The sequence below is a fragment of the Virgibacillus aidingensis genome (assembly GCF_010994035.1).
Lineage (GTDB): Bacteria > Bacillota > Bacilli > Bacillales > Amphibacillaceae > Virgibacillus_N.
The window spans coordinates 65,440-80,263 of record NZ_WIXN01000002.1 but is presented as its reverse complement, the minus strand read 5'-3'; the positions used below and the strand labels follow the sequence as shown (position 1 = coordinate 80,263).

The window sequence follows — 14,824 nt, the reverse complement described above, 5'->3', positions numbered from 1 at the left end:
TGGCAATTATTTTACAATAATAGGTGGCTTCATTTTAATATGGTGAAACAGTTGGGTGAATCACCGATTTCCGCAGGGCAGCTGTCAGACTATCCCCTGTGAAAACAGAAATAAAGAAAATACAACAGGAGGATTTTCTTTATAAGATAATCAAACAACCCAGAGTTCAAGGCTGCATAATTTATACAGCAAAGAAGGAGGGAGCTATTGAATCATGGATGAAGAAATTAAACTGGAAGATGCCCCTGTTCAACAATCACTAAATGAATTAAAAAGTACTATTGAGGCAATGGAGCATGTCTATTCCAAAAATGTTTCCGGAGACAGCAACATGGAAGTGGTGGAGAAACTCCGGCAAATGAAGCAGCAGATGGATGTGATCAACCGGACTTACCAAACCGTGCTCAGGGAAAATACGGAATCTGCAAATCTTGTATTGGAAAAGCTGAAGGAAACAGATCGAACTGCGGCTTATTCTTTTCAGCTATTAAAATAAGGACAGATGGAGCGGGAAAGGGTGACACCTCAAATGTGCATCAGTGTATTGTGAAAAGCAAACGTCGGCAGTCTTTACGAAACTGATGAAACAGATCAAACAAATTCACAATTAATTAAAGCTGCTGTCAGACAGAGTGAAAATACTATCGTGAATCCTTATAGGCGGCTATATAATGGTAAAGTATTAATTGATCAGGAAAGTATTACATATGTTATGTGTGAAAAAAAAGAAATTTGACTGCCTGCATTCCGGCGGACAGTCTGCTGCATCGACAAAAATGGAGGAAATGGAACGGATGTAATTCATGATCCGATGATAAGCGGATTACCATACTGTTTATCAGTCCCTCAGGTATAATTGTAAGTGGTGTTGCTGCTACAAAAATCAAACGAGTAATTTTATAATATAAACTGATAATTCAACTTTTCACCACTAAAAGATTGTATAAACAAAAACCAGGGGCCTCCCCCTGGTCATCCTATCAGCATCATCCAGCCCTACACCTCTTTCACTACGATCGCCTGTGTCAGTTTTGTATTTTTACAGTCTGCAAATGCATCCTTTTCGACTAAGCCTACTTTTATAGCTGCTTCCAGTTTCTCTGTATCCGGTTTTTCTTCTACGATGATAAAATCCTTTAAATTCAGCTTTTCCAATTTTTCAACCGTTTCCTCTCGATCATAATGTACAGAACTGCGGATTTGCCGGGAAGCTTGATAATCGCCAAGTGTCACGCTGCCTTTTTGTTTTTCCCCGACATGATTGTCAAAATAATCATGGATCTTCTTTTTTAACTCATTTATTTCCTTTTCCATCTCTGTTTTTTGCTTTCGCAGTGTGTAATACCTTTCTAAGTCCTCCGCTGTGACTGCCGCTTGTTTATTCATTATTTCATTTACCCCCAAAGTGATATAGATATTTCATTTTTATGTGGGGAAGAAGCAATTATGACTAGTAAAACCAGATTCAGTAAAAATCAGTAGTGACATCGTTTGTATACCATAGTAAGATAATGATAGAAAATTCTTGGAAGTTTTCATGTTGTTATGTATAACGCTTATAACTTTGCAGGATTAAGGCAAAGAGCTAGGGGGATTCGATGGGGCAAAGAAAGATGCTTTACATAGTAATAACTTTATTTATCTTCTTCATCCTAACTGGCTGTACACAGGATGAGGTACAGCGGGATGAACAGGATAGTGAGGGAGCAGAACAAGCAGCGGCGGAGGAGGAGACAGAAGAAGATAATACCGGCATTCAACTGACACCTTATGCAGAGGAAGTTGGTTTTTCCCTGACGTCACCGGAGCAGGATCGTTTCACAGCAAATACAACAGTAAACCTGGAAGGTACCATCACGGAAACGGATGATCTGACGGGAAATAATTTATGGATTGTCATGACTGCAGCGGATGCGTTAGAAGAATTACCCGGCAATGAATTCAATTACTATGTTCCCATTGAAGATGGATCTTTTTCCCAGGAACTGAATTTACATCAAGGCGCCGGCGAGTATAAAGTAAGTGTCCGGGCGCCGAGCAATCAAGCAAATGAAGAAGAAATTTATTTTGAAACGGCAGCATTTGAAGTGACGAATGAGGATGAAGATGTCTACAGAGAAGTGGAGTATACGGAATATGGTGTACTGAATGATGTGCAGCTTTTCAGCCCTGAACAGGGATTGGACCAGCATGATGAGGGTACTGTTTTTGTTGAAGGGTCTGTTCCGGAGGACTATCCGGGGGAGATGGTGCTTGTTCAGGTGGAAAAGGATAATGAGGACAGACAAATTCTCTTCCCGGTTGAAGGGGGCACCTTTCAGGGGGAAGTTCCCCTGTATTTTGGTGAAGGGCTTCATCATGTGAGGGTGCAAAGCTATAACGAGGAAGATGATCTGTATTATGAAGCAGCTTCCTTTTATGCTGATCATCAGGGTGAGAAGACCTTTGCAGAAATGGAAAAATTTAATCAGTACATCGAGCGGGGAGTCACATTGCATGCTCCTGCTTGGAATGAAGCAGCACTGCAGACAGACCAGGAATACCGTATTGCAGGAGAAATTGACCCCGGCATGCCAGGTGCTGATGCGATAACTCATATTATTGTTACGGTTATAAATCTTGATGCGCAAGAAGAGGAAGCAGGGTATGTCATCCCTGTAGAAGATTATCAATTTGATGGGCTGGCCTATTTTCGTTTTGGACCGGGGAATTACGAGGTAATCGTTAATGTACCTGACCATGAAAGACAAAATCAATCCATGTTTTATTTTGAAGCCGTCGCACGAATAAAGCATGAAGTGAATGATATACCGGATGAACGCGGCATTCTTCCATCACGCGGGATAGAATCAGATCATCCAACATTATTGACAAGGCGGAAGAGATTACTGCAGGCCTGGCAAGTGATCGGGAAAAAGCCAGGGCAGTCTACCAATTTGTTGCCCGGCATATAGCCTACGATGTGGAAAAAGCGGAGGCAGATATTTTTAATATAGATGACAGTGCACTGTCTGTGCTGGAATCCGGGGCAGGCATTTGCCAGGACTATGCCTTTTTGGCAACAGCCTTATTGCGGGCGAGTGGCATGGAAGCACATTATGTAGAAGGCTTTGCCGGGGAACGGCATGCCTGGGTAGAAGTAATGGTTGACGGTGATTGGCTGGAAATGGATCCAACCTGGGGTGCCGGCTATGTCCGGGATGGGGAGTTTCATTTTCATTATAATGAAGATTACTTTGATCCGGACCCGGCATTTTTAGCTGAAACCCATACGAGGGAAGGGATTATGTATTAATGGGAAAAGGCAGAGGCCTGCGGGTGTCTGTCTTCTGTATTTACCAAATGATTCTTTTAGGTTTGCCGTTAATCGCAGCAAGGCTGTGGGCGATCAGAAATTGCGCTCCATAGTAGGTAGACATCACCAGCTCCCCAGAATTGGCTATTGGCGAAACGAACATATTCCAGGCCAGGATGGAATCGGAAATCACAAACAAAATACTGCCAACTGCTGCCCATACGTTTCCTGTCATGATCGCAGACCAGGCCATGAGAGATATAACGGTAATATAAAGCATGACAGGAACCAGCAGTGCCTTATCCCCGCCGCTGCTTAATGCTCCAGTCATTTCCATTCCCATAAAAACAGCATATCCTGCAATTGGTATGACCATCGCTAGACGAATCCAGGAAAATTTCCAGCGGGTAAGAAACCCTGCAGTATAAGAAATATGACCGAGCAGAAACGCTGTCAGCCCAATCATAAACCAATGCAGGGTGCCGTCCCCGATAATGGAGAAAAAAAGCCCGGTGATTATGAATTTTTGTGCTGCTGAATTTTTTACGTCACTCTGACGGAATGCATACATAATGATCATAACCATCGGGATAAGTTTGAAAAATAACCTGAAAATAAATGGCTCATCCGGGATAATAAATAAGTATACAACACTCATGACAAGAATTAGAATTGGCAATCGGTTAGTGGGCATGAAATTCACATCCTGGATATATTTTCACACGCTTGATAAAAAGGTTTCATCGATCGGCTGCTGGACAGGCAGATTACCTGCCTGCAAAATGAGTACAAAAATAAATGATGTCAGCTTGCATAAAATAGCCATACCCATGAACTTGCAGCTATACGCAAAATGGGATGAGATTCAAACTAATGAAGTTTGTTCCTGGAAAATATACTGATACAGCGACTCCCGTGTAAAATGATTTTCAATACCGGGTTTGCCTATAAAATAGTCTACAATTTCCTCTTTTTTCAAGCCAACCTCTTTTAGGCCTCGTGAGATCATGGATAGATATGTCGATGGAGGAGTAGTGAAATCATTTTCTCCCATGGGGCTGGAGTTTGTAAATGTAAACATGGGTGCTCCTTCCGTTTCGCCAACATATAGCACCCTGTCATACCAGCTTGGCGTTAAGTCAATGTATCCATTGTCTATAATCTTTTCCAGAGGAAGATGTAATTTTTCTACATTGTTTTCCTGTTCCACCACTTCCCGGAATTGGTCATCAGTAATCAAGTATTTTCTGGCGATCGTTGTTTGCTGATCCTCTTTTTCATGATCAATGAACGCAACACCGCCTTTTCCCCATTTACTTTTCTCCCGCATGAAATAAAGTGAATAGGGGAGTTCTGCTATCTCGGTTCTTTTTGGTGGTGTTTGGTTCAGACACCCTCGCTCTGCTTTATCGGATCCTTCAGGTGTGCCTCCTTTGATATAACAGGAAAAACGGCTTTTGCAGAGGTTGGAACCATAACTTACATACCATACATCCATTTTATATTCCCCCTGATTGTATCTTTCCTATATTAAGACTATGTCAAGTATTAGTTATATGATAACATAAATCATATGAAGAATAACTTATTGGACAGTCATGAAATTAGATGAAAAGCGAGGAATTCGGTCATGAAAGAAATATACAAGGGAAAAACAAAAGACGTATATGCACTGGAGAATGGGAATTATTTACTGAAATTCAAAGATGATGTTACCGGAGAGGACGGGGTATTTGACCCTGGTGCCAATACAGTCGGTCTCACGATGGAGGGGGCAGGAAAAGCAGGGCTGAAAATGACCAAATTTTTTTTTGAAAAATTAAAGGAAAATGATATGCCTACCCATTTTATTAATGCAAATATAGAGGAACAAACCATGACCGTGAAGCCAGCCGAGGTATTCGGGGAAGGACTCGAAGTCATTTGCCGCTACCGGGCGGTCGGGAGTTTCCTGCGACGTTATAGAAAATATGCGAAGGAAGGCCAAACACTGGATGCCTTTGTGGAAGTTACCCTGAAAGATGACGAGCGGGGGGATCCTCCCATTAATGAAGATGCACTGCATATGCTCGGTATTTTAACAAAAGACGAATATAATATATTAAAGCAACTGACTGTGAAAATTTCGGATGTTGTAAAAGAAGCGCTTGCTGAAAAAGGTGTGGAGTTGTACGACATCAAACTGGAATTCGGCAGGGATAAAAATAATCGTATTTTGCTTATTGATGAAATTTCCGGCGGCAATATGCGCGCATATAAAGATGGAGAATACCTAGAGCCATTGGAATTGGAGAAGATCATAGTACCGTAAAAGCAGGATGAAAAGCATTGGGCAAAGGGGATTTTTTCGGGTTCCGTTATTTATCGGGAAGAATACATTTTCAGATCAAAATAGGTAAAGAAGATACTGTCAAATTGCACTGTAAATGCAGTGCTTTTTGAATGCAGAGGAATTGTCCCATGAAATGAGGATGCCATAAAATTTAATTTTAACACGCATCCTTATACCATAAGCAAGCTTTCTTATATAACTTATTTAAATGGGGCTTAGTAAACGGATTTCCAGCTCTCTATATCCAATTAGCTTATTACCTTTCTTTAGACACCCGCTTATTTGCTGCGGCATAAAGAATTATTTTTCTCTTCTGACTCTAAAGAGATCTTCAATATAAGAACTAATAATTATGATAGTATATAGCCCAAAAATGGTGATTAACTCAGCTTGCATCTAGAACCTGTTAGTGTGCGGTCCAGGATTATTACATAAAGAAGGTAATTATTGAAATGGATGAGATAAAGGTAGGTATTTTATGGTATATCTTTACTTATGTTTGACAAAATAAAAATTTTATCTATAATTATAAACATTATTGTATAAATAGTCATAAAGGGGGACATGGAATGGCACAAAAATCGGCAGACAAAGAGACAGAAAAGAAGCGTCGGTTAAAGATTCCGCATGTATTTGTATTATTATTCATCATCGTGCTGATTGCAGCTGCCTTAACATATATTATTCCTGCAGGCGAATTCGAGCGGTCAGAGGATCCGGAATCAGGAAGAGAAGTCGTTCAGGAAGGTTCCTATCAGTATGTTGATCAGCAGCCTGTCGGCATTTTTGAAATTCCAGGTTTATTTATAACTGGATTAAACGAAGCAGCAGATATTATCCTGTTTATTTTTGTTGTGGGCGGAGCATTTCAAATCATTACTGCTACTGGCCTGTTTGATACAGTGGTGAAGAAAATTGCAGGATTGCTCGGAAATAAACATGTACTCATTATTCCTATTTTCATGATCGTTTTTTCAATCGGCGGGTTTACGATTGGAATGACGGTGGAAGCAATTGCACTTATTCCATTGGCAATAGCACTGGCGCGGTCACTTGGTTATGACGCGATTACTGGGTTATCGATGGTATTTATAGGTATGTATTCCGGGTTTATTGCAGGATTAATGAATCCCTTTAATGTGGGGGTCGCCCAGCAGATTGCTGAAGTGCCTATTTATTCGGGGTTGTGGCTGAGGGCAATTCTTCTCGTTATCCTGCTGATTGCGGCAAGCTTTTACGTTATCCGGTATGCAAAAAAGGTAAAGGAAAATCCCTCCAAAAGTATTGTATATGATATGGAACTGAATGCAAAAGAAGAAACTTATGAATTGGAGGAGGCTCATTTTCAAACAAGACATTATTTTGTCCTTTTGACATTAATAACAGGGCTTGCTGTGCTTGTATGGGGTGTCATGAATGAGGGCTGGTATATTAACGATATTGCGGCGCTGTTTCTGGCCATCGGTATTATCGGCGGACTGTTTGCCAAACTTTCACCGAGCAGGATTGCAGAAGAATTCCTCGCCGGAGCAAAAGCTTTTACATTAGGTGCTCTCATAGTAGGTATAGCAAGAGCAATTCCTGTAGCTTTGGTAGAAGGAATGATTATTGATACTGTTATTCAGGGATTGGCCAATTTTGTAGTGATTTTGCCTGAAGCTGTTCAAGTGCTGGGAGTTTATGGCGTGCAGACGATCATTAATTTCTTTATTAATTCGGGATCAGGACAGGCTGCGGCAACGATGCCGATTATTGTTCCACTGGGCGATTTAGTTGGTATGACAAGACAGACAGGAGTATTGGCATTTCAATTGGGAGACGGGTTTACAAACCTGATTTATCCGACAGGAACTACGCTGATGGCCTTCCTTGCAGCTTCCGGCGTTCCTTATGAAAAATGGATCAAATTTATCTGGCCGCTTGTCGTGATTTTTATTGTTATTGGCGGGGCTTTTGTGGTTTTCGCACAAATGATTGGGTACTAATAATGGTTTTTCCATACTCCGTCTTAAGACGGAACACACCCTACTGAAGAAGTAGGGTTTTTTTCCGTGTGAAATCAATCCCTGTGCCGAAGTTAAAAAGCTGTAAACAGGGTAAACTGTAAATAGAAAATAAAACATGGAAGGAACGATATAATATGTATCAGGATATATACAGAAGTGCAGCGGAAGACAATGTGAGGACTATGCGAAAAAGGGCGTTGGAGCATCAGCTTTATTTGAAGACCAAAAAAGAAAAAAAGTCCATTCATCAAAAAAGGTTTTTTGGAATTAGTAAGGGAGCTTAAAGAAAGTATGGGATAGCAGTTTGAACTATCCCATGCTTTCTTTTTCAGTTTCTCTAATTTTATTGGCAACAGCTTTAGTTAAATCTTTTGCAGTTTTTGGAACAAATGAAGTCAATACCGGATTAATGACAGGTGCTTTCAAACCAGTTGCTGTAATATCCAGGTTTCCGGTCATTTCGGTTTTTGCTCCATCTAAGGCTATCCCTTCAAAGTATCCGCTGCCTGTAAACTTTTCATTTTCCCCCTTTAAGTCAAAGGTGACTTTGGAGGGCTTTTCCCATTTAGTAATAGTGACGTGCAATTTAATTTTCCGTCGCATAATCCCAATATCTCCATAAAATTCCCAATAGGATTCCCTATCATTTAAAATTTTATGATTAATATATCCCGGAACCAAGGGAGCCCAATTATTCATATCACTAACGAAATCCCATACTTTGATTATCGGCACATTTAATTCCTCATGATGTGTTCCGCTTGGCATACTAGATTTTCCTCCTTTTGGTCAAGACGCTTAAATATATATTCTATTATTTCCCGATTTATTCCCCGGCTAAAACTTGTCTGAATCTATTGTATTATTTTTAACTCCAGCAGTGTTCCAATTCGTTGGAACAGGTTCTCTTTGTTTTATATCATGCATTTTAATGAGATAAGATGGTGTACATAAGTATAAACAAATGAATAAAAATTGAAAAGGCAGTGAAAGGTTGAAACTAATTTGATTTAGCTGCCGTCAAAAGGCTAAATAATCAGGCTGAAAAAAGGAGGAATTATGGAAGAGGGGAAGAAAGAACAGATATTGGAAAGAATCATGATCGAATATGGAAGTGATCTGGTCAGACTGGCGTTCAGTTATGTCAAAGATACGGAAACAGCTAAGGATATGGTTCAGAATACCTTCATTAAATGCTATGAGAATCTGGATCGCTTTCGTTTTGAATCTTCCATCAAAACCTGGCTGTACAGAATTACCATTAATCAGTGTAAGGATTATTTAAGAAGCTGGCACTATCGTAAAGTGCAGGCCAGAAGCTTTTTGGAAAAGGCGGTGGGAACTTTATTGCCTTCAGCAGAAGAAAAAGTGATGAATAAGACTGAGGCTGAAGAGATGAAGCGTATGATTTTTTCTTTATCGAAACAATACCGGGAAGTTATTTTTTTGTATTACTATAAGTCTTTTTCCATCAAGGAAATATCCGAAATAACCGGATTAAATACGAACACAGTTAAAACAAGGTTAAGAAGAGCAAAGCAAAAGCTGAAAATTTTAATAGAGGAGGGAGATGTTTATGAATCATAAATGGAAAAAGAAGCTATTTTCCCATTTGGAAGAAGAAGAGCTGACATTTACGGAAAAAGACCGGGTGGAGACTTTACATAAAATTCAGGATAAAAACAGCAAAAAGAAGCCAATGCTACCTGGCAAAAGCAGAAGGTATGCAGTTCCTGTATTGGGAGCTGTCATGATGGTCATGTTGGTCATACTTCTCCTGATGCCGGATCTGAACTTTAATAATGAACTTGCTCAGGACAGTCCGGATGAACAGCAGGCTGCTCAGCAGGATACTTCATCCTTTTCTGTGTTTTTGATGGGAAGAGATGCCGCTGACGAAACGAATCGAAGGAACAGCCTGAATATATTGCTTACTTATAATAGCGATAAAAATAGTATAAATGTAGTGTCTATTCCCCGTGATGCGTATGTTGATATTTTTAACGCACAAGGAGAAGTGATAGGCCAGGACAAATTAATACATGCTTCTGCTTATGAGAAATCCCCTGAGCCTGCCATTGCTGCCGTATCGGGCCTGTTGGATGTTCCCGTGGACTATTATGCCGCGCTTCCGGAAGAAAGTATATATGAAAAGCTGGAAATCGCTAAGGAAGATGTGCAGAATAACCGGCAAATATGGAGTGACATGGGCAAATTATTGGAAGATCAATTATCTGCCTCAGATATAAAAACACTTCTGGAAGAAAGTAGTGCTACCAATATGACAGGAAACACTCTATCCCTGATGGAGGATTTACATGCTACCTCCATAAAGGTGATTGATATGGCAAAAGGGGCAGAGCCAAAAGTAATAAACGGAATCTATTATGCCGAAATCGACCAGAAATTGGTGGAAGAAACTTCTCATACGTTAAACAAACATCTGGAAAAGGAATAGCGTAAATATGTTTTATAATATGGATCTTAGTATACACTGACAAACGGTGCATACTGAAATCAGTTGTTCTCAATTGATTACCTTACCTAAAAGTTCCTTGAGAAATTCAAAAAAATATTATAAGGTAAATAGCAGATATTATATGTACAAAAATGACAGGGGACTATATCGATGAAAAAGTTACTCATCCTTATTACAATTTTAACTGTTACAGTGCTGCTTTTTATGGCCTGTAATGGTGACGAAACACAAAACAACGGCACGGAAAATAGGCAAACGGAAGATGAACAAAATCATGAATCTGAAACCATCGACCGAGACAAAAAGGGGAATGAATCGGAATCCGCATCAGCATCAGAGGAGACTGATCATGATAGTCAAAATGAAACCTCCTCAGAAAGCGGGGATGCAGATGAACCATCGAAAAGTCAAGAGAGTCATCCATTATCCGAATATTCTTCTGAGGAAATTGAATATGCCCGTGTTTGGCTGCAGCTCGGCCCGAATCCGTATATAGATACATTGTATGCGGAACAAATTCCGGCCGGCGAACCACTTAATCCCGATGATGAGACAAGTGCCGACTATCCGGAACAGGTGGTTCAGCTGTCAGGAACCCGTTTGGTGGACGGGTCTGTGACATACAGCAGCAATGGGGACGGAACAGTAAATGTGTATGATGTTCCAAAACGCTGGGATGGCAAGAATCCTGCAGGAGAAGAGACGTATCAAAAAATTATTGATAATACAACAGAAGTATATATTGAACCAGGTGAAGATCATATAGTCGGGGAATTGATAAAGAAGCTTAATATCATAGAATAAGCATAGTATGCTTTTAAACAACAGGCTCAGTTATTCACCCTTTTCTTTTACGGGATTTTCATATATACTGATACTAATTGAATAGTTATTAAGAGTGACTGAGAGACTTGGCTCAATGATGTCACAGCAACCTACGAAATTGTAAGGTGCTAATACCAACAAAGCGCTGCTTTGAATGATAAAATGGGAAACCCTTTTGGCAATCAAAGCAAAAGGGATTTTTTCATTTCGCGAACAATTTTAAAGGAGAGAAATCACTTGCCTATTAATATACCGAAAACATTGCCTGCATCGGAAAAGTTGAAACAGGAAAAAATATTTGTCATGGATGAAGAGCGGGCGAGAACCCAGGATATCCGTGCATTGAATATTCTTCTCTTGAATCTCATGCCTGAAAAAGAAAGAACAGAGCTTCAGCTGCTCCGTGTGTTGGGAAACACGCCATTGCAGGTAAATGTGACATTTTTGCGGATGGCTTCCCATGAATCCAAAAATGTCAGTAAATCACATCTGGATACTTTCTATACAACTTTTGACAAAGTAAAGGAACGCCGTTTTGATGGAATGATTATTACCGGAGCACCGATTGAACATTTGCCATTTGAAGAAGTGGACTATTGGAAAGAGCTTACCGAAATCATGGAATGGACGAAAAAGAATGTAACCTCCGTGCTGCATATTTGCTGGGGCGCACAAGCTGCTTTATATTATCATTACGGGATAGATAAACATACGCTTCCGGAAAAATGCTTTGGTGTGTTTGATCATCAGGTTACCGATCCAACAGTGAAGCTGGTGCGGGGCTTTGATGAAGCATACCGGGCACCGCACTCACGCTATACTTCGGTGTCAATGAAGGAAGTAGAAAACCATCCTGATCTAACACTGTTATCCTCATCAGAAGATGCAGGAGCATTTATGATTATGTCCAAGGATGAAAAGCATATTATGCTCACTGGACACCTGGAATATGATGCGACTACACTGGCTGAAGAATACGAGCGGGATATCGATAAAGGGGTAAATATAGCAATTCCGCAGCATTATTTTCCGAATAACGATGTAAAGAAACGGCCGCTGAACACATGGCGTTCCCATACACACCTCCTGTTTTCAAACTGGCTGAATTATTATGTGTATCAGGAAACTCCTTATGAGTGGAAATAATTTTGGCTATTGAAACGAAAAATCGCTTATGAAGTTAGAATTCATGAGCGATTTTTTAAAATACTATGTTAGCATTTTACTGCTTAATTTTTACTTTGAATGAGCGCTTGAATAAGTGCACCAGCGGCTTGTATCCAGCTGCCGGCAAGGTTAATATTCTGACCCTCATTTCCCCTGAGCTCAATGATGCCCGATAAAGCTTGTAAACCGTTTCCTATCACTTGAAGCAGGGCGCCGTAGATCCCGTACAGTTCATTCAGGGTTATTTCATTTGCATCCAATAAATCCGGAAGGGACATACCGCTTCCTGCGGATTGAAGCAGGTTTCCCTTTATATTTAATTCTGTTTTTGTTTCTTCATTAAACTGAATTAATAATCCACTAATTATGGTGGAATTTCCGATAGCTTGCAGCTTGTTCCCGATTTTATTTAACGTGATTTGTTTTTCACTGTCCGCAGCTAAAGCACTGCCTGTAGCCTGCATTATGTTTCCTAATAAGTTCAAGTTCGTTTGCATCGTTTCATTAAGCCTGGAAGAAGGTGTGCTTGCTATAGCGGAAAGAATGGTACCTATGGCTGAATCCCATGAGCCAAACAACGCTTTAAGATCATGATCCATGTGAAAGCCCTGCCTTAAGATTATTTGATAATAATCTATTCTGAAAAACAGGATTTGGAACAGCTCGTGTCCGACTGATTTTGTTTACATCGTAAAGTCAAATTAGCCCATGTCCTCACTTTATCCCAAAGCTGTTTCTTTTGGTGCCGAAACTGCTTTATCCGATGCCCATTTGCCCCAGATGGATGGGGGAATCCGGTTAAGCAGGTGTGCCTCGGCAATTGACCATCTTCAGCCAGTCTGAGAATTACCTGTTCCACTGTTTTTCCAAGCGGGATAATCAGTGCTTTGTCTTGAATAGATGCCATTTCCTTTGGAAACTCCTTATAGGCGTAATGCTGCAATAATGGGGATCGGCTGATGGGCGGCTGATGTCCGGTGTAATTTTTATCATTGATAAACACAGGGTATTTAATGATGGATGTGGTATGCAGGAGATGCCGGTTTGCTCCAAATAAAAAATTGGAGTCAGGAAGATCAAATACTTCCCGTATTCCGCAGCCATTAAGCATTTCAACCAGGTTTTTCCTCATGGAACCGGCAAATCCAGCAGCTCTTTTTGACTCTTTCAGGCATACTTCGAGTGTTTCTCCTGCTTCATGGCTTCTTACAAACTGCTCAAGGGCTGTCTTCATTTGATGCCATCCCGGTGTAATTCCCACGATCACGATCTTTGCCGTGTTGTTGATGCATTCATTATGAGGGGCATAGTACATACGGATATTATTACACTTTTCGATCAAGAAAGACGGTGTTAATACATCTTGTTTCGTAAGGGGTCTATCCGCGGGAAGTGCCTGTATATCAGAAAGAAATCTATGCAGCATCTTTTCTCTCCTCCTGCTTTATATTATTCCATTATAAACTGTAATTAAAATTAATCATTATTTTTGTAACCTATTTCAGTAAATTCCGACTGTATTATAAAAGGGGAAAGTCAGGGTGGTCAATTTGAAAAAAATGATAACGGTGCTGATGGTAACTTTTGGTTTTGTTATGATGCTGGCAGCTTGCAGCAATAAAAATGAGGATCAGTCAGCAGAATATGATATTTCCACAGAAAGCCAGCAAGACAGCGTACAAGATGGCGGGTTTGCAGTGGAAAGAGAGGAAACGGAAAATGTGGAACAGGCACAGGATGACGCCGATTCAGGCGAAAGCAGTGAGGTGCCTGAAAATACAGAAGCTGGTCAACAGGACAGAAAGATTATTTATACTGCCGATATGCGGGTGGAAGTAAGGGACTATCAGGAATCCCTTGGCACCTTTCAGGACAGCATTTCCGATTATGGCGGCTATATGGTGGAATCTGCAATGTATGAAGAAACAGAAAATGGTACAGCAAGCGGGTATGTTACGGCACGGATTCCCCAGGAGCATTTTAATGCCTTTATTGAAGTAGTGGAGGACGGAAGCGACAGGGTGCTGGAAAGCAATGTGTCAGGGCAGGATGTGACAGAGGAGTATGTTGATCTGGAATCCCGGCTGGCATCAAAGGAAGTAGTGGAGGAGCGGCTGCTTAGCTTCATGGAGCAAGCGGAAGAAACAGAGGATCTTTTGGCAATTTCCGATGACCTGGCAAATGTACAGGAAGAAATAGAGGAGATTACCGGGAGGATGAATTATTTGCAGGATAAAACGGACCTGGCCACCGTGACGATACATATTGAGGAGAAAGATGTAAGGATATCCGGGGTTGGAGAAGAAGATTTAAACACTTGGGAAAAGACACAGGAACAGTTTATGAAAAGCATTAATTTCCTTATTTCCGCGTTTTCCGGATTGTTTGTCTTCCTGGTGGGTAACCTTCCGCTTATATTGCTGCTGGGAGTAATAGGGCTGATCGTGTTTTGGGTCATCCGCAAACAAATGAATCGCAAAGCTTAAAAAAACAGCATGTCGGGGTGTCCATGCGCCCGTTATGCTGTGTAGTTATTTTTTGCTCTCTTGCCATTGCTGTTATTTCCTTTCATCGTATGTGTCAAGTATCACTTTCACCAACTGGAAATTCGGCTGCGCACAAGAGGGCCCCGCTGCTCCAGCAGTTATCTCGTAAGTTTCTATAAAAAAATGCTAAAACCCAAAACTCCTTAAAACCGGTGCAGAACAGGTTAAGAGAAG

At 40.7% G+C, this 14,824-nt stretch carries 16 protein-coding genes and 1 riboswitch; of the genes, 10 read left to right on the top strand and 6 right to left on the bottom strand.

The window, feature by feature from the left end; genetic code table 11:
- Nucleotides 1-214: 214 nt before the first annotated feature.
- Entirely contained in the window at nucleotides 215-496 is a 282-nt protein-coding gene (locus tag GHD25_RS02290; protein WP_164214735.1) for a DUF5344 family protein, read from the top strand.
- Between the two features lie 500 nt (nucleotides 497-996).
- On the opposite strand, the gene GHD25_RS02285 is transcribed toward GHD25_RS02290, so the two are convergent.
- The gene (locus GHD25_RS02285; protein ID WP_164214734.1) at nucleotides 997-1,386 is read right to left on the bottom strand and encodes a host-nuclease inhibitor Gam family protein; all 390 of its coding nucleotides are present in this window, start codon (nucleotides 1,384-1,386) and stop codon (nucleotides 997-999) included.
- A gap of 212 nt (nucleotides 1,387-1,598) precedes the next feature.
- On the opposite strand from GHD25_RS02285, the gene GHD25_RS19875 reads away from it, so the two are divergent.
- On the top strand, nucleotides 1,599-2,954 hold the full coding sequence (locus GHD25_RS19875) for a hypothetical protein (protein WP_240452188.1): 1,356 nt from the start codon (nucleotides 1,599-1,601) through the stop codon (nucleotides 2,952-2,954).
- Complete coding sequence (locus GHD25_RS02280; protein WP_346426767.1) at nucleotides 2,849-3,295, top strand: transglutaminase domain-containing protein; 447 nt, start codon at nucleotides 2,849-2,851, stop codon at nucleotides 3,293-3,295. The genes GHD25_RS19875 and GHD25_RS02280 overlap by 106 nt, the downstream gene beginning before the upstream one ends.
- Nucleotides 3,296-3,335: 40 nt before the next feature.
- On the opposite strand, the gene GHD25_RS02275 is transcribed toward GHD25_RS02280, so the two are convergent.
- Both GHD25_RS02275 and GHD25_RS02270 read right to left on the bottom strand, forming a co-directional pair.
- Nucleotides 3,336-3,989 carry a lysoplasmalogenase gene (locus tag GHD25_RS02275; protein WP_164214733.1) on the bottom strand — a complete coding sequence of 218 codons (654 nt, stop codon included), beginning with the start codon at nucleotides 3,987-3,989 and terminating at the stop codon, nucleotides 3,336-3,338.
- Nucleotides 3,990-4,160: 171 nt separating this feature from the next.
- Entirely contained in the window at nucleotides 4,161-4,793 is a 633-nt protein-coding gene (locus GHD25_RS02270; protein ID WP_164214732.1) for a hypothetical protein, read from the bottom strand.
- Nucleotides 4,794-4,925: 132 nt separating this feature from the next.
- On the opposite strand from GHD25_RS02270, the gene GHD25_RS02265 reads away from it, so the two are divergent.
- On the top strand, nucleotides 4,926-5,606 hold the full coding sequence (locus tag GHD25_RS02265; protein ID WP_164214731.1) for a phosphoribosylaminoimidazolesuccinocarboxamide synthase: 681 nt from the start codon (nucleotides 4,926-4,928) through the stop codon (nucleotides 5,604-5,606).
- 590 nt (nucleotides 5,607-6,196) lie between these two features.
- The gene (locus GHD25_RS02260; RefSeq protein ID WP_164214730.1) at nucleotides 6,197-7,612 is read left to right on the top strand and encodes a YfcC family protein; all 1,416 of its coding nucleotides are present in this window, start codon (nucleotides 6,197-6,199) and stop codon (nucleotides 7,610-7,612) included.
- Nucleotides 7,613-7,942: 330 nt separating this feature from the next.
- Here the strand turns inward: GHD25_RS02260 and GHD25_RS02255 are convergent, their stop codons facing one another.
- On the bottom strand, nucleotides 7,943-8,401 hold the full coding sequence (locus GHD25_RS02255; RefSeq protein WP_164214729.1) for a CoxG family protein: 459 nt from the start codon (nucleotides 8,399-8,401) through the stop codon (nucleotides 7,943-7,945).
- Between the two features lie 291 nt (nucleotides 8,402-8,692).
- Here GHD25_RS02255 and GHD25_RS02250 point away from each other — a divergent pair, with 291 nt between their 5' ends.
- From GHD25_RS02250 to metA, 4 genes are all read left to right on the top strand, one after another.
- Nucleotides 8,693-9,220, top strand: coding sequence for a sigma-70 family RNA polymerase sigma factor (locus GHD25_RS02250; RefSeq protein ID WP_164214728.1), 528 nt, complete (start codon nucleotides 8,693-8,695; stop codon nucleotides 9,218-9,220).
- The gene (locus GHD25_RS02245) at nucleotides 9,210-10,091 is read left to right on the top strand and encodes an LCP family glycopolymer transferase (RefSeq protein ID WP_164214727.1); all 882 of its coding nucleotides are present in this window, start codon (nucleotides 9,210-9,212) and stop codon (nucleotides 10,089-10,091) included. The genes GHD25_RS02250 and GHD25_RS02245 overlap by 11 nt, the downstream gene beginning before the upstream one ends.
- Nucleotides 10,092-10,262: 171 nt before the next feature.
- Nucleotides 10,263-10,916 carry a hypothetical protein gene (locus tag GHD25_RS02240; RefSeq protein WP_164214726.1) on the top strand — a complete coding sequence of 218 codons (654 nt, stop codon included), beginning with the start codon at nucleotides 10,263-10,265 and terminating at the stop codon, nucleotides 10,914-10,916.
- 82 nt (nucleotides 10,917-10,998) lie between these two features.
- A riboswitch (SAM riboswitch) is annotated at nucleotides 10,999-11,101 on the top strand.
- A 73-nt stretch (nucleotides 11,102-11,174) separates the two neighbouring features.
- Complete coding sequence (gene metA, locus GHD25_RS02235) at nucleotides 11,175-12,083, top strand: homoserine O-acetyltransferase MetA (RefSeq protein ID WP_164214725.1); 909 nt, start codon at nucleotides 11,175-11,177, stop codon at nucleotides 12,081-12,083.
- Between the two features lie 83 nt (nucleotides 12,084-12,166).
- On the opposite strand, the gene GHD25_RS02230 is transcribed toward metA, so the two are convergent.
- Together GHD25_RS02230 and GHD25_RS02225 are read right to left on the bottom strand one after the other, a co-directional pair.
- Nucleotides 12,167-12,703 carry a DUF6944 family repetitive protein gene (locus tag GHD25_RS02230; protein WP_164214724.1) on the bottom strand — a complete coding sequence of 179 codons (537 nt, stop codon included), beginning with the start codon at nucleotides 12,701-12,703 and terminating at the stop codon, nucleotides 12,167-12,169.
- 35 nt (nucleotides 12,704-12,738) lie between these two features.
- On the bottom strand, nucleotides 12,739-13,530 hold the full coding sequence (locus GHD25_RS02225) for a uracil-DNA glycosylase family protein (RefSeq protein ID WP_164214723.1): 792 nt from the start codon (nucleotides 13,528-13,530) through the stop codon (nucleotides 12,739-12,741).
- 133 nt (nucleotides 13,531-13,663) lie between these two features.
- Between GHD25_RS02225 and GHD25_RS02220 the strand changes: the two genes are divergently transcribed.
- A complete protein-coding gene (locus tag GHD25_RS02220; protein WP_240452198.1) occupies nucleotides 13,664-14,590 on the top strand; it encodes a DUF4349 domain-containing protein in 927 nt (308 codons plus the stop codon).
- The last annotated feature ends 234 nt before the right edge of the window (nucleotides 14,591-14,824 follow it).